Origin of the sequence: Actinosynnema sp. NPDC050801 (genome assembly GCF_040673975.1) — a bacterium.
Lineage (GTDB): Bacteria > Actinomycetota > Actinomycetes > Mycobacteriales > Pseudonocardiaceae > Actinosynnema.
In genome coordinates, this window is record NZ_JBFAQZ010000004.1 from 155,349 (window position 1) to 174,934 (window position 19,586).

At 67.9% G+C, this 19,586-nt stretch carries 21 protein-coding genes; 12 read left to right on the forward strand and 9 right to left on the reverse strand.

Annotation, left to right across the window (positions count from 1 at the left end):
- Positions 1-329 precede the first annotated feature (329 nt).
- Positions 330-1,661 (forward strand): hypothetical protein, encoded by a 1,332-nt coding sequence (locus tag AB0K14_RS11165; RefSeq protein WP_360452013.1) that lies wholly within the window; start codon positions 330-332, stop codon positions 1,659-1,661.
- Positions 1,662-1,672: 11 nt separating this feature from the next.
- On the opposite strand, the gene AB0K14_RS11170 is transcribed toward AB0K14_RS11165, so the two are convergent.
- Both AB0K14_RS11170 and AB0K14_RS11175 read right to left on the reverse strand, forming a co-directional pair.
- Entirely contained in the window at positions 1,673-2,461 is a 789-nt protein-coding gene (locus AB0K14_RS11170) for an inositol monophosphatase (protein WP_360452165.1), read from the reverse strand.
- Positions 2,461-3,348, reverse strand: a complete 888-nt coding sequence (locus AB0K14_RS11175; RefSeq protein WP_360452015.1) for a DUF5919 domain-containing protein — start codon at positions 3,346-3,348, stop codon at positions 2,461-2,463. Before AB0K14_RS11175 ends, AB0K14_RS11170 begins: the two co-directional genes overlap by 1 nt.
- A 193-nt stretch (positions 3,349-3,541) precedes the next feature.
- Between AB0K14_RS11175 and AB0K14_RS11180 the strand changes: the two genes are divergently transcribed.
- The 10 genes from AB0K14_RS11180 (at position 3,542) to AB0K14_RS11225 (ending at position 11,467) form a co-directional block, all read left to right on the forward strand.
- On the forward strand, positions 3,542-4,006 hold the full coding sequence (locus tag AB0K14_RS11180; protein WP_360452017.1) for a hypothetical protein: 465 nt from the start codon (positions 3,542-3,544) through the stop codon (positions 4,004-4,006).
- A 3-nt stretch (positions 4,007-4,009) separates the two neighbouring features.
- Positions 4,010-4,345 carry a hypothetical protein gene (locus AB0K14_RS11185; protein ID WP_360452019.1) on the forward strand — a complete coding sequence of 112 codons (336 nt, stop codon included), beginning with the start codon at positions 4,010-4,012 and terminating at the stop codon, positions 4,343-4,345.
- 22 nt (positions 4,346-4,367) lie between these two features.
- Positions 4,368-4,577 (forward strand): AMED_5909 family protein, encoded by a 210-nt coding sequence (locus tag AB0K14_RS11190; protein WP_360452021.1) that lies wholly within the window; start codon positions 4,368-4,370, stop codon positions 4,575-4,577.
- A 106-nt stretch (positions 4,578-4,683) separates the two neighbouring features.
- A complete protein-coding gene (locus AB0K14_RS11195) occupies positions 4,684-5,289 on the forward strand; it encodes a hypothetical protein (protein WP_360452023.1) in 606 nt (201 codons plus the stop codon).
- 258 nt (positions 5,290-5,547) lie between these two features.
- Complete coding sequence (locus AB0K14_RS11200; protein ID WP_360452025.1) at positions 5,548-5,679, forward strand: hypothetical protein; 132 nt, start codon at positions 5,548-5,550, stop codon at positions 5,677-5,679.
- Positions 5,680-5,750: 71 nt separating this feature from the next.
- Complete coding sequence (locus tag AB0K14_RS11205; protein ID WP_360452028.1) at positions 5,751-7,151, forward strand: FtsK/SpoIIIE domain-containing protein; 1,401 nt, start codon at positions 5,751-5,753, stop codon at positions 7,149-7,151.
- Positions 7,148-8,752: a replication initiator gene (locus tag AB0K14_RS11210; RefSeq protein ID WP_360452030.1), complete on the forward strand. Its 1,605-nt coding sequence runs from the start codon at positions 7,148-7,150 to the stop codon at positions 8,750-8,752. The genes AB0K14_RS11205 and AB0K14_RS11210 overlap by 4 nt, the downstream gene beginning before the upstream one ends.
- A gap of 18 nt (positions 8,753-8,770) precedes the next feature.
- Positions 8,771-8,959: a helix-turn-helix domain-containing protein gene (locus tag AB0K14_RS11215; RefSeq protein ID WP_360452032.1), complete on the forward strand. Its 189-nt coding sequence runs from the start codon at positions 8,771-8,773 to the stop codon at positions 8,957-8,959.
- 35 nt (positions 8,960-8,994) lie between these two features.
- A complete protein-coding gene (locus AB0K14_RS11220; protein WP_360452034.1) occupies positions 8,995-10,275 on the forward strand; it encodes a site-specific integrase in 1,281 nt (426 codons plus the stop codon).
- A 28-nt stretch (positions 10,276-10,303) separates the two neighbouring features.
- Positions 10,304-11,467, forward strand: coding sequence for a lactate 2-monooxygenase (locus AB0K14_RS11225; protein WP_360452036.1), 1,164 nt, complete (start codon positions 10,304-10,306; stop codon positions 11,465-11,467).
- Here AB0K14_RS11225 and AB0K14_RS11230 read toward each other — a convergent pair.
- Genes AB0K14_RS11230 through AB0K14_RS11245 form a run of 4 tightly spaced genes read right to left on the reverse strand, consistent with a single transcriptional unit; the run spans position 11,439 to position 14,669 of the window.
- Positions 11,439-12,257, reverse strand: coding sequence for an ESX secretion-associated protein EspG (locus AB0K14_RS11230; RefSeq protein ID WP_360452038.1), 819 nt, complete (start codon positions 12,255-12,257; stop codon positions 11,439-11,441). The genes AB0K14_RS11225 and AB0K14_RS11230 overlap by 29 nt on opposite strands.
- Before the next feature lie 24 nt (positions 12,258-12,281).
- The gene (locus tag AB0K14_RS11235; protein WP_360452040.1) at positions 12,282-13,652 is read right to left on the reverse strand and encodes a hypothetical protein; all 1,371 of its coding nucleotides are present in this window, start codon (positions 13,650-13,652) and stop codon (positions 12,282-12,284) included.
- Between the two features lie 4 nt (positions 13,653-13,656).
- Positions 13,657-14,250 (reverse strand): DUF3558 domain-containing protein, encoded by a 594-nt coding sequence (locus AB0K14_RS11240; protein ID WP_360452042.1) that lies wholly within the window; start codon positions 14,248-14,250, stop codon positions 13,657-13,659.
- 2 nt (positions 14,251-14,252) lie between these two features.
- Positions 14,253-14,669, reverse strand: coding sequence for a hypothetical protein (locus AB0K14_RS11245; RefSeq protein ID WP_360452044.1), 417 nt, complete (start codon positions 14,667-14,669; stop codon positions 14,253-14,255).
- Between the two features lie 150 nt (positions 14,670-14,819).
- On the opposite strand from AB0K14_RS11245, the gene AB0K14_RS11250 reads away from it, so the two are divergent.
- On the forward strand, positions 14,820-15,683 hold the full coding sequence (locus tag AB0K14_RS11250) for a hypothetical protein (RefSeq protein WP_360452046.1): 864 nt from the start codon (positions 14,820-14,822) through the stop codon (positions 15,681-15,683).
- Here the strand turns inward: AB0K14_RS11250 and AB0K14_RS11255 are convergent.
- The 3 genes from AB0K14_RS11255 to AB0K14_RS11265 form a co-directional block, all read right to left on the reverse strand.
- Positions 15,665-16,333 (reverse strand): helix-turn-helix domain-containing protein, encoded by a 669-nt coding sequence (locus tag AB0K14_RS11255; protein ID WP_360452048.1) that lies wholly within the window; start codon positions 16,331-16,333, stop codon positions 15,665-15,667. The two genes, AB0K14_RS11250 and AB0K14_RS11255, sit on opposite strands and share 19 nt — an antisense overlap.
- A gap of 60 nt (positions 16,334-16,393) precedes the next feature.
- Positions 16,394-17,785 (reverse strand): carbohydrate-binding protein, encoded by a 1,392-nt coding sequence (locus AB0K14_RS11260; protein WP_360452050.1) that lies wholly within the window; start codon positions 17,783-17,785, stop codon positions 16,394-16,396.
- Between the two features lie 114 nt (positions 17,786-17,899).
- Positions 17,900-19,573, reverse strand: coding sequence for a bifunctional 3'-5' exonuclease/DNA polymerase (locus AB0K14_RS11265; RefSeq protein ID WP_360452052.1), 1,674 nt, complete (start codon positions 19,571-19,573; stop codon positions 17,900-17,902).
- Between the last annotated feature and the right edge of the window lie 13 nt (positions 19,574-19,586).

Genomic DNA, 19,586 nt, shown 5'->3' on the forward strand with positions numbered 1-19,586 from the left:
GCGTGACCGCGCGATCGTCCCTACCGGTGTTGCTCCCGAGCTGCTCCTGGTCGTGGCCTCAGTGCTGGCGCGCCGCTTCCCGGCCACGTGCACCGACTCCGCGCACGGCCGACGGGCGGAGCGAAGCGGGAGCCCGGCGTGCCGTGATGTGGGGAGTCGGTGCCAACGTGCGCCGGTCCCAGTCGCGCGCTGCCGCAGGCGGCGCGCCTTGATCCCATAGAGCCAAGTTCTGCAGTAATCAGTAGTGGTTGCACCGGGTGACTATCGCGGTGAGTCGATCAAGTCTGAGCTTCGTAGCTCACAACTCGCTGGTACCGTACAGTGTCGAGATGGGTACCGTTATGAAGGACCAGGAAGGCTCATTCTCCCCTGTTGCTGGCCACCACTGGCTCCTGAGCTGGATGAATGAGTTTGATGTTCAGAATGGCGAACAAGCACTCGAACGTGCGCGTTTCCCAGGAGCGCTCCAACGGCTGTATGATCTGGCCAAAAAAGAGAATGAGACTTACGGGAAGTACGTGTACCAGAATTCTCCTAGCTCGATTGTAGGTGGTAGTGGTCTAGATCTGGGGGAGAGGGGAAGCGTCTGTGGCCATCCTGAATGTCGCACAAAGTTTCTAGATAGAGAGCTAATTCAGATACTCCATTACTTCGACTACATTGTCATGGAGGGTCCTTCGTCGCAGGAGTATGTGCGGGCTTTCGAGGATGGAGGCGAAAAATCTGTCGAGAACCTGATGATTTACAAGTTGGATTGGGATGTTGAATCTCTGAGCTATGCACGAAGGTCCGGGGCGGTCGATTATACATATTTTATTCCGAAGCCAAACGCATTCTGTCAGAGCCACTTCACCGTTCACGCACAAGAGTTGGGAGTAGCAGAACTGGCAGACTTGAAGAATGTCCGTGAGCTTGCCCGGAAAATTGCTCGAGAGGGTTCGGTGAGGATCCAAAAGTCGAGTGTCGAGAATAGATGGTCGTATAAGATTGTGCATCCCTCGATGGGTGAACTACCTCTATTAATTATGAGTGGGAAGTCTGCGCCACCTAGGCACGTCGCAGTGGAAACAGTACTTCGCGACGAAATTTCAAACATGGTTTCAGATCTAGCCGCCTCGAAGATGCTCGGAGTTCCACTTGCTGCGGCAGTCCGTCCTGCGGTGTTCGGAAAAGGTAACGGTAGTTCGCTGAATGTAACCGTCGATCAGGTCGCCGCTAGACTTCAGATACCTTTCATTGAAGGTCTTCGAGCTTATGATTTCCTCAAGCTTCGCGAGGAAAGCTGGGAAGAGTTCGCGCGCTTCCGTGCATCGCTTACTGTTGCGATCAAAGAGAGCGTTGAAAAAGCTGGAGACGCCTCGCCCGACGAAATTGCTACAAAGGTCAGGCGTGATTTTATAGAGCCAGCTATAGCGGACATTGTGCGCAAATTGAAAGCCAATCGGAAGCTGACAATCATAAAGTCAGCAGCTGGGCTTTCAGTAGGTGCAGCGGTTGCTGCTGTTGGCTCTTTGACTGCAATGCCACTTCTGCTTGCAGCAGGAGTGACGGCTGCGGCTACACCACTTGCTCAAGTATACAAGCACTTTGACGACAAACGAGACATTGAATTGTCTGACTGTTATTTCCTGTGGAAGGCGGCACGCGTTTCGGATCATTAGACGAATGTGATTCATGCGTATTTGATGCATTCCAACAGTTCGCGTGCGATGCCGGGCGCTGCCGCTACGATGTTGGTGGACTTCACATCGTGCCAATTTCCTGAGGTGTCCGTTACTTCCGCTCCTGCTTCTCGTGCGATCAAAATTCCAGCGGAAACATCGATCATATTATTGGACATCATTACCGTTGCATCAATTCGGCCTTCCGCAAGCCAAGCCAAATCGTACGCAGCTGAACCGAACATGCGAACACGTTCAACTCGCTTGACAAGTGCCGACGTGACCGCTATGCGCTCTTCATTTTTCTTTTCGGCATTTGAGCCGGTTGCGTAATCACCGATCGAGATAATAGCTTTGGAGAGCTTTGCTGTGTCGCTGGTGCGGATTTTCTTCGCATTCATGTACGCGCCCCGCCCGGTTGCTGCGTAGTATTGCATGCCAAAATGAGGGAGCGAGATGGCTGCGACGGTGGTGACCCCTTCATTGATCAAGGCTACCTGTACGGCACAGATGGGGATCCCGTGTGTGAAATTTGCTGTGCCGTCGATGGGGTCTAAAGCCCAAAATAGCGTACCATCGGATCCTTCACGAGCGCCTTCCTCTTCTCCGGTGAAGCCGATTTCTGGCGTATGTTCCGCGAGGTAAGCCCGAATCTTACGTTCAATTTTCAGGTCGACATCCGTAACGGTATCGCGGTCTTTTTTCTCGGTGACTATTTTTGGCCGACTGTTCTTAATCATGATGCCGCCAATTTCCACGGCTTTTTGTGCGATTTCGGCCAACTGGTCGAGTGGTCGCATCACCCGGTCTCCTTCGCGCGGTTCCACATGGAGTCGAACACCTGAGAGAAGGTGCTGAACAAGCCCGGTACGGCGTCGCCCTTCTCGATCACGAGGGTAGGGGATTCGACGCCTCGGGCGTCGGGCAGGTAGGGCTGGACTACGCACTTGGTCTGGTCGGTGATGAGGATGTTGTAGCGGAGTGGTTCGTCGTAGACGCGGATGTGGAGTTGGCCGCGTGCGTCCGGTGAGACCTTGGCTCCGACTCGGCGTAGGGCTTCGATGTTGAGGCGGGTGAGCATGGAGAGGTGGCCTTCGGGTAGGCCTTCCTCGTGTTCGCGGGCGGTGATGTTGTGGCCGTTGGGGTCGAGGAAGAGGGCTTTGATGGTGGTGCCGGTTTCGATGGAGTCGAGGAGGGCTTTGTCGGAGTACTGCTGGCAGAGGACGTTGAGGGACAGGCCTGCGATGTGGATCTCCTGTGCGCCTTCGAAGAGGTCGCGTGGGGTGACGTTGTGCAGGAACTCGGTGCGGCTGGGGTAGACGGCGGTGACGTCGGCCAGGCGGGCCTGTTGGGGCATCTGGACCGGGCGTGGCACCGGGTGGGTGGAAGCCGCGGGGCGTTGGGGTGGGGTGACGAGGCTCTCGGTGTCGCCCTCGTGTGGGGACAGGAGTTGTTCGGCGGTCCAGCCGGGGAACATCTTTTCGAGGATGCGGCAGTGGTCGGCGTAGGGCAGGCCGAGTAGGTCGCCGGACAGCCAGCGGTAGAACTGGGCCTTGCTGGGGTAGCGGCCGATCAGGTCGGTGTCGAGTTGCTTGGCGACGCGGTCGTACTCCTTGCAGAAGGTGCGGTAGCCCTGCATGTGGCGTTGCCTGAGCAGGACTCTCAAGAGAGTGGACTCTGTGGCCATGTGGTCTCCCCCCACGTGATGCCGGTAGGGCGAGGCTAGCACTCAGACGAGACCAAGACGAGACAACTTGAGATCGACACGCGGCCGGTACGCGGCAGGTGAGACCGCTGCGGACCTGGGACGGGACCATTGGCCAACGAATCTGAATGGGCAAGCCGCGACACAGCGGCACCAGTCAGAGGAGTTGACACCGATGGCGATCAGCAAGGGGTACCGGTTCCCCGTCTCGTTCGATGACGCGTTCCCTCAGGGCCTGGTGATGGTCGGGGAGGTCATGCCGGACACGGAGTACCAGACGCGTGACGAGAGGGCGGCCGGTCGGCCGGTGCGTCAGCGGGTGGACGAGGCGACCGGGAAGCGGCAGTGGAAGGTCACGGTCACCGACCCGCACGAGCCCAACGCCAAGCGCAAGAGCTTCGAGATCACGTTGCTGGCCGACGTTCAGCCGGTGCCCACGACGGGTGAGGTGTTGCCGGGGATGCGGCCGGTCGAGTTGGACGGGTTGACCGCTGAGCCTCGGATCGCGGGCAACGGTGAGTTCAAGTACCAGTCGTACCTGTTCCGGGCGACCGGATTCCGAGCGGCGGGGAGGTCGGCGGGTTCGGCTCCTGCCGGTGGCAAGTCGAACGGTGGCAGCGCCGAAGTCAAGGCCGCGTGAGCCGTGTCCGATCTTCAGCAACTGATTGTGCAGTGGCAGGCGGCGTACCGGGCCTACACGGAGGCGCATGAGGCGAACCGGTACGTCGCTGCCGATGATCCGGCGGCTGCGGCTCGGATCGCGCCGACCTATCGGCGGGTGGCGCGGTTGTGGCGGCAGCTCGCGGCGTCGGAGAGCACGCCGTGGTGGGCCAAGGCGGCGGCGCTGCACGCGGCCGAGACATTCGACCACCAGGCCGACGTCAACGAACGCGTGGCGGGCGGCGATCGGCAGGCCGGTGGGCATCGCGTTCACGCGCCGGTGGAGGGGGTGAGTGGTAGTGGCGAGGACCAAGCCTGATCGGTGGGCGGCGGCGTATGCGGTGACGTTGCTCAAGGACGCGCACGAGGCGTTGACGCATCTGATGCCCGCGCCGGACGCGTCGCCTGAGGTGTGGCGGGTGTTCTACCTGCGGTCGGCCGAGGTGTACGCGCGGGTCGCGGAGGTTGATCGGGGTCATCACCACGAGGCGCTGTATTGGGCCGCGCGCGAGGGTGCCAAGGCTAAGGGGGTTGTGTCGGGTGAGCGTTGAGCAGGCTGTGAGGCGGACTCGTGGCGGGGCCGGTCGCGGTCTCGACCGTGTGGTGCGGGACGGGTTGCCGTTGGCCGACTTGTCCGGTGCCGGGTACACGCCGTTGATGTTCGAGGCGGTAATGCGCCAGCTCATCGGCTCCCCGCACGAGGAGTGGTCGTTGCGGTCCTTGGCGCGGGCGGCGCGGATGCCGTACTCCGCGGTGCGCCACATCTGCCGTGACCTTGTCGAGCTGGGGCACGTGACCGTCGATGAGGGGACGTTGCAGGGTGCCGTGTCCGTGTATCGGCATCGTCTGTCGCCGGAAGGGCTTGCGTACTGGGGTGGTCCGCTGGTGGCGCACGACTGGTTGCGTGACGCGGACGCGTGGCGGGATTCCCGGCTGGCACCGGTGATGGGGTCGCGTCTGTCGGCCGAGGATCGGGCGCGGGATGAGGCGGTGGGTTACTCGTTCCCGGTGCTGTACCGGGTGGCGGATGCGCTGGTGCTCGTCCCGTCGCGGGAGTGGACGGTCGAGGACTTGGTGACGGCGGCGGGCGCGTCAGAGGAGATGGTGCGTCTGGCCTGCCTGGACCTGGTCGCGGCCGGTCATGCCACGGGTCACGAGTGGCGGGAGGACGGCGGGGAGGGCCGTGAGGAGACGCGGTTCAAGATCACCCTCGGCGGGCTCGCGGCCTGGTTGCGCTGGATGCCTGACCCGTTGGACTACTAGCTAGCCGGTGGTGTGGGCGGGCATCGGATGCAGCGGTGTCCGCCTGCACTGGCGGGTGACATCTGAAGACGATCACTGACCTTGTCGGTCGTGGTCGTCGGTGAACGGACCTCAAGTCTTGGCGGGCCTGGAGCTGTTCACCGACGACGCAACGACCGGGGTTTCTCGCGCGCTTTTGTTGACACACAAGGGGTTCCGGTCATGTCAAGGCTATCGGTACGTGGGGGCGGTGCGTCAAGTCGGCGTGGTGCCCCGTCTGTGTGGAAGCTGTCGAACGGTCGGCCCTGCGGGGCGTGCAAGCGGTTCGGCGTCTACGCGCCCAACCAGCTCGTCTGCTGCTCCTGCCTGGGCTGGCTGCCGCTGATCTTCGCCCCCGTGGGGCGTGCGTAATGGGCGGCGGCAAGTGGGTCGACCCGGCCCCGTTCGAGGGTGTCCGGCCTCGACTGCCGTGGTGGGCATTGGTGCCCGGTAAGGCGAAGTGGCTGGCCTTGCTGGTGGTCGCGGTGTGGCTCGTCCTGGTCGGCGTCGTGCGCCTGGTGCTCGTCGTGGTCCGGTATCCGGTGGTCACGATGGTCCCGGTGTCGGCGGCCTGGTGCTGGTGGCGGTTCGGCCTATCGCCGCTGGTATTGACCTTGTTGTCGCTGGTCGCGGCATTGACGATCTGGGCCGGTCTGGATCGGCGGTCGTTCCTGCGGCACGGCTGGTACCGGTTGGTCACCGAGTGGCGACGTGCCACCGTCTACGTGCCTCGATGGCGGTCGGTGATGCGACTCGCCGACCTGGCCAAGCGGGACCGAGGGCGTGAGTACCGGCCGAAGCTGCGGCGGGTCCGGTCCGAGGGGTGGCGGGACCGGGTGCGAGTGCGGATGGTGCCTGCTCAGTCACCTGAGGCGTGGGAGCTGCGACGCGATGGGTTGGCGCACTCGTTCGGGGCTCGCTCGTGTCGGGTGCGGGTGCTGCGGCCGAGGGTGATCGAGCTGGACTTCGTCCACCGCGACCCGCTGCTGCGTCCACTGCCGGTGCCGCTGCTGGCCGACTCAACCGAGGTGGACCTCAAGCGGGTGGTCGTCGGGAGGACTGAGACGGGCAAGCCGTGGCGGCTGCGTCTGCTCGGGTCCCAAGTGCTCGTCGTCGGCGTGCCCGGTGCGGGCAAGGGCTCGGTGCTCTGGTCGCTGGTGTGGCAGCTCGCACCGGCCGTCCGTACGGGTCTGGTCCGGCTGGTCGGGATCGACCCGAAGGGCGGGATGGAACTCGGGCAGTGCCCGGACGCCTTCGACCGCGTCGTGTATGACAACGGACCGGAAGCCGTTGCCCTGCTTGAGGAAATCGCCGCAGAGGTCAAGGAGCGGGCGACGCGCTACCGGGGTGTTCGGCGGCTGTGGGCGCGGTCGACTGGCGAGCCGTTCACGGTCCTGGTGGTCGACGAGCTGGCGGACCTGATCGCCTACCAGCCGGACAAGCAGCTCCGGGAACGCGCGGTGCGGGCTATCCAGACGATCACCTCTCAAGGGCGTGCACCTGGCTACGCGGTCGTGGGCCTGGTCCAAGACCCGCGCAAGGAGGTCGTGTCCTTCCGGCACCTGTTCTCCACCCGCGTGGCACTGCGCCTGGACGAACCGCAGCAAGTGGACATGGTCCTTGGCGACGGCGTCCGCCAACGTGGCGCGGCGGCGCACGAGATCAGCGAGAACACGCCCGGTGTCGCCTGGATCAAGGAGGACGGGCAGAGGGAGCCGGATCGGGCTCGGGCGTTCCACGTCACGGATGCCGACCTGGTCGAGCTGGGCGTGTTCCTGTCCGACGCGGAGGTGCACGACTTCCCAACCAGGCCCGATGGCGACGAGGGGAGGGCGGCGGCATGAGCGGTGAGACTCGTGCTGAGCGGATGCGGCAGCCCATCGCCCTGGACGTGGCCAAGGCTGCGGCCGAGAAGTACGGCGTGTGCGTGCGGCCGTTCACGATGGAAGTAGAGGACCGGGCCACCTACGAAGTCCGTTACGTTGCGGTGCCGTGCGGGTCGACGGTGGAGAGCGTCTGTGCGCCGTGCGCGAAGAAGGCCAAGGCGCTGCGGATGGCCCAGTGCCGTGAGGGCTGGCACATGGCCGAGGAACCCGACTTCACCCCCACTCCGCCGACCAAGGACCAGACAGACCTGCTGACCTTCCGGGCGGACCTGGTCAAGGCGTACCGGGAGGCGGTCGAGGCCGGGGCTGCGGGTGATGCGGACGAGCTGCGGGAGGAGATCCACTCGGTCGACGAGGAACTTCGGCAGCTCGGCGTTCGGGGTCGCTTCCCCTCTCCCGACGTACCTGCCAAGCGGCCTGTGAAGCGGTCGACCAGGCGGCGGCAGGACGCGCCGAACCTGCCCCGTCGGCGGGTCGAGAAGCGCACCGTGGGCCGGGAGTACGCGGGAGGGTTCCGGCCCTCGATGTTCGTCACGCTCACCCTCGACACCTACGGCCGCGTGCGGGACGACGGCACACCGGTCAACGCGGACACGTACGACTATCGGCGGGCGGCTCGGGACGCGGTGCACTTCGCCTCGCTGGTGGACCGGTGGTGGCAGAACCTGCGCCGGGTCGTCGGGTGGGATGTCCAGTACTTCGCCACCGTCGAACCGCAACGCCGAGCGGCGCCGCACCTCCATGCGGCAGTCCGCGGTTCGATCCCGCACGAGACCATCCGGCTCGTCACGGCGGCCACCTACCACCAGGTGTGGTGGCCCAACCACGACGAACGGGCCTACGGCGGTGACCACCTGCCGGTCTGGGACGCGCGGGCGGAAGCGTTCGTCGACCCGGACACGCGCACGCCGTTGACGGCCTGGGTGGACGCGGTCGAGGCCGTGGAGGAGCCGGCGCACGTGGTGACCTTCGGCCGCCAGGTCCACTCCAAGGGCATCCTCGGCGGCTCGGAAGAGGCCGGACGCCACATCGGCTACCTGACCAAGTACCTCACCAAGTCCATTGGTGAGGTGGTTGAGCAGTCCACCGACCGCCAGCGCAGGCACGCTGACCGCCTGGCCGACGAGCTGGCCGTGACGCCCTGCTCCGACCGCTGCCCGGTCTGGCTGCTCTACGGCGTCCAACCACGCGGAGTCGGCTCACGCACCACGCCGGGCCACTGCAAGGGACGGGCACACCGGCGGACCACCCTCGGCCTGCCCGGTCGACGGGTGCTCGTCTCGCGGAAGTGGTCCGGCAAGACGCTGGCCGACCACCGGGCCGACCGGAAGCGGTTCGTCCTGAAAGCGCTCAAGGCGGTCGGGATCGAGAAGCCGGAACCGGACACGTCACAGCTCGTCTGGCACAAGGTCCGGCCCGGCGACCCCAACGTGCCACCACGCGCACACCAACTCATGCACGCCATCGCCGAACGAACGCGGTGGAAGGCGGAGTACGACCGAGCGATGCTCGCGGCCGGTGAACCTCCGGATCTTTCGGCAACTTCGCTAGCAGCTTGACAACCGTGGGGGAAAGTCATGACTGAAATCGAACCGCTCTGGGGTGTGGAAGAGGTATCGGCGTTCCTGGGCGTTCCGATCAAGACTCTTTACCAGTGGAAGTGGCAGCGCGTTGGACCGCCCGTGAAAAAGGTGGGGAAGTACCTCCGGTACGTCCCTGCCAAGGTGCGGGCGTGGGCTGACCAAGCGGACGAGAACGCCGCCTGATCTTTCGGCAATGCGATCGGCAGGAGAAGACTGTCATGGGGCACATCCAAGACCGCTGGTGGCGGCCGAAGTCGGACGAGTCCGGCAAGCCTGTGCTGGACGGCAAGGGCAAGTCGGTGCGGGAGAGAACCGAGCTCCACGGGGTCGGGATGCGGTACAAGGTCCGTTACGTCGATCCGTCAGGGCAGGAGCGCAGCAAGAGCTTTCCGGACAAGCAGCGCGGTGCGGCTGAAGCGTTCCTGCTCAAGGTCGAGAACGAGAAGCGGACCGGCACGTACCTCGATCCTGAGGCCGGCAAGGTGTCATTCCGCGTCTACGCGGACGCATGGCTGCAAGACCAAGCGTTCGACGGCAGTACGCGGAACGCTGTAGAGCGGAGGTTGAAGAAGCTGGTTTACCCGTACATCGGTGACAGGGAAATCGGTTCGATCCTTCCGACGCACATTCGCGGTTGGCTGCGCACCTTGCAGCAGAAGAAGCTTGCCGGTGGAACACGTGCGGTCACGTTCGTCCACGTTTCAGCGATCTTCAACGCCGCGATCGATGACAAGAAGATCAGTGAGAACCCGTGCAAGGCCAAGAGCGTGACTCGTCCGCAGCCGGACAAGCGCAAGATCGTTCCCTGGTCGGCGGGCAAGTTGGCGGCTGTACGGCTCGCGTTGACGGCGAAGTACAAGATCGTCGTTCCGCTCGCGGCTGGTTGCGGCCTGCGTCAGGGGGAGGTCTTCGGGCTCTCGATGGACGACGTCGACCGCGACGAAAAGGTGCTGCACGTTGTTCGGCAAGTGCGCGTCGTGGACAACGTGCAGGTGTTCGCGCCTCCCAAGGGCGGCAAGGAGCGGGACGTGCCGCTGCCGGACAGCGTCCTGCGGGACCTCGATGCCTACGTCGAGGAGTTCCCGCCGGTCGAGGTGACCTTGCCGTGGAGGGAGCCGGACAGTGAGCCGGAGACGGTCTCGCTGATCTTGGTCAACAAGGACGGCAACCCGATCCGGCGGGACGGGTTCAACCAGTACGTGTGGACGCCCGCCCTCGATCGGGCGAAGGTCACGCGGGTGCCGCAGCAGGACGGGATGCACGCCCTGCGGCACTTCTACGCCTCGGTGCTCCTGGACGCGGGCGAGTCGATCAGGGCGCTCGCAGAGTGGTTGGGCCACTCCGACCCGGCCTTCACGATGCGCGTCTACACGCACCTCCTGCCCTCCAGCAGTGATCGCACCCGAAAGGCGGTCGATCGTGTGCTTGCGGGCGACGCGGACGAGGCAGAGCATGATCCGCAGACCGACGACGCGGACGGTTCCGCAGACGGCCTGTAGACGGCCTGAGCGGGGGATGAGGGACAAAGTGACTGGTCAGTTCGCTGCCTACCAGAACGAGATCTACCTCCAAGGCCTGGCGGACAACGTGCCGCCGTTCACCACCGACCCCGAGGGGTTGGAGGCGTCCGCCCGGGAACGGCTCGGGCCCGGTCCGTTCTGGTACGTGGCCGGTGCGGCCGGTGGGGGTCACACGGCGCGGGCGAACAGGGAGGCGTTCGACGACTGGCGGATCGTGCCGCGGATGCTCACCAACGCCACCGAGCGGCACCTCGGGACGTCGTTGCTGGGCACCGACCTGCCCGCGCCGGTGCTGCTCGCGCCGGTCGGGGTCCAGTCGATCCTGCACCCGGACGGCGAGCTGGCGACCGCCCGTGCCGCCGCGGAGCTCGGCGTGCCGTTCGTGCTGTCCACCGCGTCCTCGCACACGATCGAAGAGGTCGCCGAGGCCGCCGGTGACGCCGCCCGCTGGTTCCAGCTCTACTGGCCGAACGACCCGGACGTGGCCGCGAGCATCCTCGACCGGGCGCGCAAGGCCGGGTACCGGGTGCTCGTCGTCACCCTGGACACGTGGACGCTGGCCTGGCGGCCGCACGACCTCGACCAGTCCTACCTGCCGTTCCTGCGCGGCACCGGCACGGCGATCCCGTTCTCCGACCCGGCGTTCCGGGCGGGGCTCGCGGCGCCGCCCGAGCAGGACGCGCCGATGGCGATCCTGCGGTGGGTGCAGCTGTTCACCGGCACCGACAAGTCGTGGGACCAGCTGTCGTTCCTGCGGGAGCACTGGGACGGGCCGATCGTGCTCAAGGGCATCCAGCACGTCGACGACGCCCGCAAGGCCGTCGACGCGGGCGTGGACGGCATCGTGGTGTCCAACCACGGCGGGCGGCAGGTGGACGGTGCGGTCGGGTCGCTGGAGGTGCTGCCGGAGATCGCCGACGCCGTCGGCGAGCAGGTCGAGGTGCTGTTCGACTCCGGCATCCGCAGCGGCGCGGACATCGTGAAGGCGTTGGCGTTGGGCGCGAAGGCCGTGCTGGTCGGCCGCCCGTTCGCCTACGGCCTGGCGCACGGCGGTCAGGTCGGCGTCCGGCACGTGCTGCGCAGCCTGCTCGCCGACTTCGACCTGACCCTGGGCCTGTCCGGGCACCGCAGCCCGGCCGAGCTCAACCGCGAGGCGCTGCGTCGGCGCTGAGCTGCCGCAACCGGTTCTGCAACGTGGTGAAGTCGGCCGGCTGCACGGTGATCCACGGGGTGCCGTCGCCGCCGGTCGTCTTCGCCGACAGGTAGCGTCCGGTGATCGTGTCGAAGTAGGTCAACGGCGCCGCGCACCGCTGCTTGCGTCCGAACCGGTCCCGCCGTGCGGCGTAGAGCTGGCCGCCGCCGGTGCGTTGTTCGGCCAGCAGCTTGCGCACCTGCTGCACCTCGGTCGAGTGCCCGCCGGTCGGCCTGCTGGCCTGCAGGAACGACCCGCCTTCCTCGTCGGGCCGTGGCTGGCGCGGCTTGTCGTGCAACGCGTCCGCCGGCAGCGAGATCACGCCGCCGCGCCCCGGCTTGGCCTCCGGCAGCGCCGACACCAGGGACTGCACCACGTCCTCGGCCCGGACCGGCTCCAGCACGAAGTGCTTGTCCGCCCGCAGCACCACGCGCAGCGCGTCGTCACCCGACTGCACCACCAGGGCGGTGCGCGTGTCGTCGTCGCCCTGGTTGAAGAAGCCGTAGTACTCGGCGCTCGCGTCGGCGATCAGGCGCAGCGACCGGCCCAGGTCGGCGTGCACCTGCCTGCCGCGGGCCAGGCCGAGCCGTTCCAGCTCGGCCCAACCGCGGCGGGCGAGGTCGGCCAGACCCGTGACGTCACCCTCGGCGAGCCTGTCCTCGTCGAAGTCGACCTGGGTCAGCAGCGCGTTGTGCAGCGTCGGCAGACCTTCGGCCTGCCAGGCGTTGTAGAGCGCGACGACCGGGATGGCGACCCTGGTGCGCAGCACTGTCCCCCCTGTTCAGCTGGTCGGCTATTCGCCGATGACCGGCGGTGCCACCATCGTGCCGTCGCCGAAGATGTCCTCGGTCTCCTGCAGGTACGACGCGGCCTTGTGCTCTTTGTCCTCTTCCCCCTGGCCGGCACCGGCTCCGGCACCCATGCCCGCGCCCATACCGGCGCCGCCGGGACCACCACGACCACCGGCCGACCCACCGGGCCCGAACCCGCCCGCGCCGCCGGGCCCGAAGCCACCGCGACCCTCGCCGGGCCCCATGGCGCCGGACATGCCGCCGGGCCCGAACCCGCCGGGCCCACCACCCATGCCGCCGGGTCCGCCCATGCCGGGGATGCGGCCCGCGCCGAGCCCACCACCGCCGCCTCCGCCACCGCCACCGCCACCGGGCATACCGCCACCACCGCCGCCGCCGGGCATGCCGGGACGGCCACCGCCGGGCATACCCGGCCCGGTGGGCATGCCGGGCGGGCGGTTGCGCGGGTTGTTCGGGTTGTTGGGGTTGCGCGGGTCGTTGGGGTTGCGCGGGTCGTACGGCAACCGCGGGTCGTAGGGCAGTCGCGGGTCGTACGGCTGGCGCGGGTCCGTCGGCAACGGCGGCGGCCGGTTCCCGATGTCGGGCTGGGGTCCCTTGGGATCGGGCTGCACCCACGACGGCTTGGTCGTGCTGTCACCGGTCGTGCCGGGCGGCGGGATCGACGGATCGGCCCACGACGTGTTGGTCGTCCCCGTGTTGTTGCTCTCTCCCGTGCCGTCCCCGGTGCCCTTGCGGTTGTTGTTGAACTCTTCCTCGCCCTTACCCGGATTGGGCGGCGGGATGAGGATCTCCTCTTTCTCGACGTTCGCCCCGATCTCGTCGGGCGACTGGAACGCCGGCATGCCGGCGCCCGCCGAGTTGGCGCTGCTGCCGTAGGTGTTGAGCACGGCGACGTTGTGGGAGTTGACTCCCTGGCTCTTCTCGACCGCGTCGTCGTAGTCGGTGTCCCACGGGAGCGCGTCGTTGTACCAGGGCTTGTCGGGGACGTCGACGGGCTTCTGCAGGCTGCCCCTGGCGTCGCGGAAGGCACGGCCGATCTCGGCGGTGTTGTCGCCCGCGGTGTCGGCGCTGGTGCTGGCGGTGTCCGACCAACTGGCGAGCGGGGTGGTCGACGAACGCGCCGCGTCACCCGCCGCGCCTTCCCACGCCGCACCGGAAGCCCGGACGGCCTGGTTGATCAGATCACTGACCTCGACCTGACCCTGCGAAATGGCGCCCCAGACCTCGTGGCCGGAATCCGTGGTCTGCTCGGGCCCCTTGCCCTCGTGGAACCAGCCGTAGATCTTCTCGGCGCCCATACCCATCTGAAGGAGCATGAAGCCACCCAGGTCCATGTCGACTTCGCCGGCCATGTCCCTACCCCTTCAGGTTTCCGACGATCGTCTCCGCTATGTCGCCGGAGACGGAGCACGGGTTGGTGTATTCCGACAACTTCTCGTCATTCACGTTGATCTGGACAAGAAAGCCCTTGCCCTTGGCCACTCCGACGCCGGTGGTGCAGGAGCCACTCTTGAGGTCGGTCTTGCTGCCGTTGAACCCCGGGTAACCCGCGACCTCGATCTCCTCGAATTCGGCGAACTCCGCACGGTTCTCGTAGTAACCCGCGATACCGTCGGTGTTCTCCAGGATCGTGGCGCTGAAGCTGGTGCCGAGGACTCGGTCCTGCGGACGCCATTGGCACGTCTCGCCAGTCGAGTCGGTTTCGGCCTCGCCGGGCTTGGTGACGTCGCGGGCGGCCAGTTGGTCGGCCTTGAGCAGCTCGCACGCGCTGGACTTCGACAGATCCAATTCAGGCCCGCTGATCGGGGGCATCCCGCTGCCGTCCGGTTCGGAGGACTGCGTGGTCGCGCCCCCGGTCGTCGTCTTGGCGGGGCTCGGAGTGCCTCCGGTCGACGTGCAGCCCGCGAGGACGGCGGCTGCGGACAGGACTGCCAGAACTGCTCGCCTCACGACTACTTCCCCTCGCCTTTGAAGGCGTCGGCGGTGGCCTGGTCCTGGCTCTTGTAGTTCGCCAGGGCCGCTTGGATGTTCAGGATGGTGTTGGTGAGAGCCTTGTAGGCCTCTTTGTTCGCCCAGATGTAGCCGCCTGGGTCGCCTCCGGCGGATCGGCGGATGGCCAACGTGGCGAACCCGCTGTACGGGTCCTTGCCGGGCGACTGGACGCCGACGAGCCGGTCGGCCTTCTTCTCCAGTGCCTGCAACTTGTCGCGTGCCTCGATCAGGCCGTCGATCAGCTTCTGTGCTTGTTCCGGGTCGACGCTGAAGTGCGTTTGGCTCGCCACCAGCCCGGCCCCGCCAGGGCCGCTGGCCACCGTGTCCGCCACGAAACCGATCTTCTTGGCGCCCCCGCCGCCTACGGCGTCCAACATCGTCGTGCTCCCCTCACGCTGAACTGCCCCGAAGGATGATGGCACAGGGGCAACGCCACATCCGGGCCTTCGCGTCGGTTACTCCTGCCGGGGGATGGACGTCCGATCCGTTCAAGACGGCGGGACCTGCGCGGGCATACCGTCAGTGGCATGATCGCAGCAGCTCGTTCCTTCGTGTGGCTCAACGCGCGCGTCCTGGAGCAACGGCGGTTCCTGCACCTCTTCGACGGTGGGCCGGGGGACGCCGTGGCGGCGGCCGTGCTGGCCTACCGCAACGACGACGGCGGGTTCGGGCACGCCCTGGAGCCCGACGGACGCGGGCCGGACAGCCAGCCGTTGCACACGTTCACGGCGTTGTCGTTGCTCGACGAGGTGGGCGTGACCGACCACGCCGCGCGGGCGTGCGACTTCCTCACCACGATCACCAACGCGGACGGTGGGGTGCCGAACTGCCTGGACACCGGGCACGACGGCCTGCGGGCGCCTTGGTGGCAGCCCTCCGGCGACAGCGACCTGCTGGTCACGGCCCTGCTGGCGAGCGTCCTGCACAAGATGGGCGTCGAGCACGCCTGGCTGGACGGTGCCACCGAATTCTGCTGGCGGCACATCGGCGACCTGACCGAGTCGCACCCCTACGAGGCCAACGCCTGCGTCCGCTTCCTCGACCACGTGCCGGACCGGCCGAGGGCGGAACGGGAGGCGGAGCGGTTGGGTGCGCTGGTGCGCGAGCAGGGGTTGGTGGACCTGGGCGACGGCCAGGCCCACGAAGGGTACGCGGCGGGGGAGACGCACAAGCCGCACCACTACGCACCGACCCCGGACAGCCTGGCCCGGCGCTGGTTCGGCGACGACGAGATCGGCGCGGACCTCGACGCGCTGGCCGCGGCGCAGCGGGACGACGGCGGGTGGACGTTCCCGTGGCCCGCGTGGACCCCCGTGACGACCTACGAGTGGCGGCCGGTCGTCACCATCGAGGCGTTGCTGACGCTGCGCGCCTACGACCGGATCAGCTGACCCAGCGGCACGCCGGCCAGCTCGCGCACCTCGCGGGACAGGTGTGGCTGGTCGGAGTACCCGGTGCGGTGGGCGATGTCGGCGAACGGCACGCCCGCCCACGCCAGCTTGACCGCCCGGTCGAACCGCAGCACCCGGTGCAGCACCTTGGGCCCGTAGCCGAACGCGGCCAGGCTGCGCCGGTGCAGCTGCCGGGCGCTCAGGCCGAGGGACCGGGCCAGGTCGCCGACGTTCCCCGAGGACGACGCGATGACGCCCACCACGGGATCCGGCGGCGTCTCCCGCAGCCGTGCCAGAGCGGCCGACGCGAGCACCTCGCACGGGTCCTCCGCCGCGCCCAGGGCGTCCTCCAACCGGGACAACGACCCCCACAGCTCCGCCAGCGGAACGCGCTGGTCACGCAGCTCCACTGCGGGCACGCCGAGCGCCGAGGGCCCCACGCCCGGCCCGAAGCGCACGCCGAACAACGTCCCGGGCTCCGCGGCCGTCACGTGCCCGACCGTGTCCGGCCCGGCCACGAACACCCGACCGGACGCGGCCGAGTACATGATGTCGGTGCAGCCGTCCGGCACGACCAGCCCGGGCGCGGTCGACGTCGAGGTCCGGCGCCACACGCAGGCCAGACCGGGGAACGGGCGTTCCGCGTACACCCCGACGATGGTAGTGGCGGGCCGCGCGGGAGGAGGGGGTGCGCGGCCCGCCACGTGCACTCACGTGCCGAAACGGATCCAGTTCACGCTCACGTACGGCGCGGGCTGACCGCTGGTGAACGTGACGTAGACGTCGTGCGTGCCGGTGACGCCGGAGATGTTCGCGGGCACCGTCCGCCAGCTCTGCCAGCCGCCGGTGTCGGCGATGGCGAAGCTGCCGATGGGCGCCGCGGTGGGGCTGTCCAGCCGCACCTCGACCAGGCCGCTCACCCCGCCGGACGCGCCGGACGCGGCCCGCGCGACGAACTGGGTGGCGGTGCGCGAGCCGAACCGGACGCCGGAGAACCGCAGCGAGTTGCCGTTGCGCAGCTGCGCCACCGCCTGACCGCCGTCGGCCGACTCGATCGTGCCGCCGGACCGCGACGTGGCCTGCTCCGCCTGGATGTCGGCGAACGCGTCCCACCCGCTGCCGCCGGGCTGGGTCGTGGTGGTCGTGGTGGTCGGCTGGGTGCCGCCGCCCGCCGTCCACACCGCCACGTAGTCCACCAGCAGCGAGTGGCCGGGCACGGTGGCCGCCGTCGGCGTGCCGTGGCCCGCGACCCCGTTGGGGAACGCGCCGCCGATGGCCAGGTTCAGCAGCAGGAAGTAGCCCGCGTGGCTGGTCATGTTGTTCCACGTGGTCGCGTCGAACTGGTTCTGGTTGACGCTGTGGAACTGCTGCCCGTCCACGTACCAGCGGAAGGCCTTGGGCGAGGAGCTCTCGTCCCACTCGAACCGGTAGGTGTGGAACGCCGACTGGCACGACGCGCCGGGGCACGTGCGGCTCGCGCCGAGGCCGTTGGTCTCGTTGCACGGCCCGCCGGGGTTGACGCCGCAGTGCAGCACGCCCCACACGGAGTTGATGCCGTTGACGTTCTCCATGATGTCGAACTCGCCGATGGCGGGCCAGTTCCAGTAGTTGCCGCGGTAGGGCGAGCCGAGCGCCCAGAACGCCGGCCAGTAGCCGAGCGCGGCCTGCCCGGTGACGTTGGGCATCTGGATCCGGCCCTCGATGGCGAGCTTGCCGCCCGCCGGCGGCCGGAAGTTCGCCCGCTGGGTCTCGATGCGGGCCGACGTCCAGTTGCCCGAGCCGTCGCGCAGAGCGGTGATGCGCAGGTTGCCCGCGCCGTCGAGCTTGATGTTGTTCGTGCTGTTGGTGTAGTTCTGGATCTCGCCGGTGCCCCAGTTGCCCGGTCCGCCGGGGTAGCCGTGGCCGAGGTCGAAGATCCAGTTCGAGGACGACGGCAGCGTGTTCGCGGCGCCGTTGAAGTCATCGCTCCACTGCAGCGCCCAGCCCGGCGGGGTGGGCGGCACCGAGGCGTTGGCCGACATCGTGGCGACGATCGCCAGCGGCACGGCGGTGATCAGGGCGGCAGCGGTCGCGAGGACGCGTCGTCTGCGGCTGAACTCCATGAGCGGTGACCTCCTTGTCACTGTCCTGAGCGTTCGGCACGACAACAAATTGCCTTGTGACTCATGAGAGCGCTCTCACGATGATCGTTCAAGCGACCGAACGGCCCAAAGCCGCTACTTCGCGTCGGCGTAGCCGTCCACCGGCACGGCCTTGAGCGGGAACCGGACCGGCGTCGCGCCGAACACCAGCCGTGACGCCTCCTCACCCGCCGCCGTGACCTCCGCGCACACCGCCTCGGCCAGCTCCTGCGGGCAGTGCACCAGCACCTCGTCGTGCTGGAAGAACACCAGGTGCGCGCCGCGCGCCGACTGGTGCAACCGCCGCCGCAGCACGCCCAGCAACGCCGCCGTCCAGTCCGCCGCGCTGGCCTGCACCACGAAGTTGCGGGTGAACCGACCCCAGTCCCGCGCCGCCCGCCGCGACTGGCGCACCGCGTCCTCGCCGTCGTCGGTGTTGCCGGTCGCCTCGTGCCACGCGGCCGAGGGCGGCGGGCTCGTGCGGCCCAACCGCGAGCGCACCATCCGGCCCTGCTCGCCCGCCAGCGCGGCGGCCTCCACGTACCCGACGGCTTCGGGGAACCGGCGGCGCAGCACCGCCATCGCCGGACCCGCGTCACCGCCCGTGCCGCCGTACATCGCCGACAGCATGGCGAGCTTCGCCTTGCCCCGGTCCCCGTCGAACGCCTCCGCGGCCAACGTCGTGTACAGGTCGTCGTCCGAGGACACCTCGGTGAACCGGTGGTCGTTCGACAACGCCGCCAGCACCCGCGGCTCCAGCTGCGCCGCGTCCGCCGCCACCAGCTTCCACCCCGGATCGGCACGCACCGCCGTGCGCAGCGTCCGGGGGATCTGCAGCGCCGCCCCGCCCCTCGTGGCCCATCGCCCGGACACCACGCCGCCGACCACGTAGTCGGGCCGGAACCGCCCGTCGGCCACCCAGGCGTCCAGCCACGACCAGCCGTGCGCCACCCACAGCCGGGCCAGTTCCTTGTACTCCAGCAGCGGCTCCACGGCCGGGTGGTCGATCCCCTTGAGCACCCACGCGCGAGCGGACGGGACGTCGATGCCCTCCCGGGCGAACGCGCGCACGATGCCCGGCGGGTGGTCCGGGTTGACCTGCCTGCCGCCGAACGCCGCCGTGATCCGGTCGGCCAGCTCGGCCAGCCTGGCGGGGCGCACGCCGTTGGTCGGACGCGGGCCGAGCGTGTCCACCAGGAGCCGCTCGTGCACGTCGGCCCGCCAGGGCAGGCCGAAGTGCGTCATCTCGGCGGCGGCCAGCGCGCTGGCCGACTCGGCCGCGAACAGCAGCCGCAGCCGGTCGGCGTGCGGGAGCGTGGCGACCAGCCGCTGCTGCTCGACGTGCACCGCGATCACCGCGTCGAGCGGGTCGGCGTCGCCGGGCAGCCGCTGCTGCTCCGGCTCGAACAGGGTCGGCTGGGTGTCGCGCTTGCGCGGCCCGTGGTCCTCCGGCACGGGCAGCCCGCGCAGCCGGGCGATCGCCGCACCGAGCCCGCGCGGCTCCGCGTGCCGGCCCTGGTAGGCCAGCAGCAGGTACTCGACGTGCGCCAGGTCCTGGCACCGCTCGACCCGCACGCCGCGCGCCAACAGGTCCGGGTAGACCTCCGCCGTCTCCGCCCACAGCCACCGGGGTCTGTGCCGGTCCTCCAAATCGGACACCGCCGCGGCCAGGTCCGCCGTCGCCACCACCGGTTCCTCGGGCACCCCGGCGTCGGAGAGCACGCGGAAACGCCCCGCGTTCTCGCCATCCGACACCAGCGCGACCAGCACGCCCTGATTGTGC

Coding starts and splice junctions, on each gene's coding strand:
- AB0K14_RS11210 (WP_360452030.1), top strand. CDS start 7,148: ATGAGCGGTGAGACTCGTGCTGAGCGGATGCGGCAGCCCATCGCCCTG.
- AB0K14_RS11165 (WP_360452013.1), top strand. CDS start 330: ATGGGTACCGTTATGAAGGACCAGGAAGGCTCATTCTCCCCTGTTGCT.
- AB0K14_RS11175 (WP_360452015.1), bottom strand. CDS start 3,348: ATGGCCACAGAGTCCACTCTCTTGAGAGTCCTGCTCAGGCAACGCCAC.
- AB0K14_RS11180 (WP_360452017.1), top strand. CDS start 3,542: ATGGCGATCAGCAAGGGGTACCGGTTCCCCGTCTCGTTCGATGACGCG.
- AB0K14_RS11215 (WP_360452032.1), top strand. CDS start 8,771: ATGACTGAAATCGAACCGCTCTGGGGTGTGGAAGAGGTATCGGCGTTC.
- AB0K14_RS11195 (WP_360452023.1), top strand. CDS start 4,684: ATGTTCGAGGCGGTAATGCGCCAGCTCATCGGCTCCCCGCACGAGGAG.
- AB0K14_RS11260 (WP_360452050.1), bottom strand. CDS start 17,785: ATGGAGTTCAGCCGCAGACGACGCGTCCTCGCGACCGCTGCCGCCCTG.
- AB0K14_RS11235 (WP_360452040.1), bottom strand. CDS start 13,652: ATGGCCGGCGAAGTCGACATGGACCTGGGTGGCTTCATGCTCCTTCAG.
- AB0K14_RS11250 (WP_360452046.1), top strand. CDS start 14,820: ATGATCGCAGCAGCTCGTTCCTTCGTGTGGCTCAACGCGCGCGTCCTG.
- AB0K14_RS11170 (WP_360452165.1), bottom strand. CDS start 2,461: ATGCGACCACTCGACCAGTTGGCCGAAATCGCACAAAAAGCCGTGGAA.
- AB0K14_RS11220 (WP_360452034.1), top strand. CDS start 8,995: ATGGGGCACATCCAAGACCGCTGGTGGCGGCCGAAGTCGGACGAGTCC.
- AB0K14_RS11245 (WP_360452044.1), bottom strand. CDS start 14,669: ATGTTGGACGCCGTAGGCGGCGGGGGCGCCAAGAAGATCGGTTTCGTG.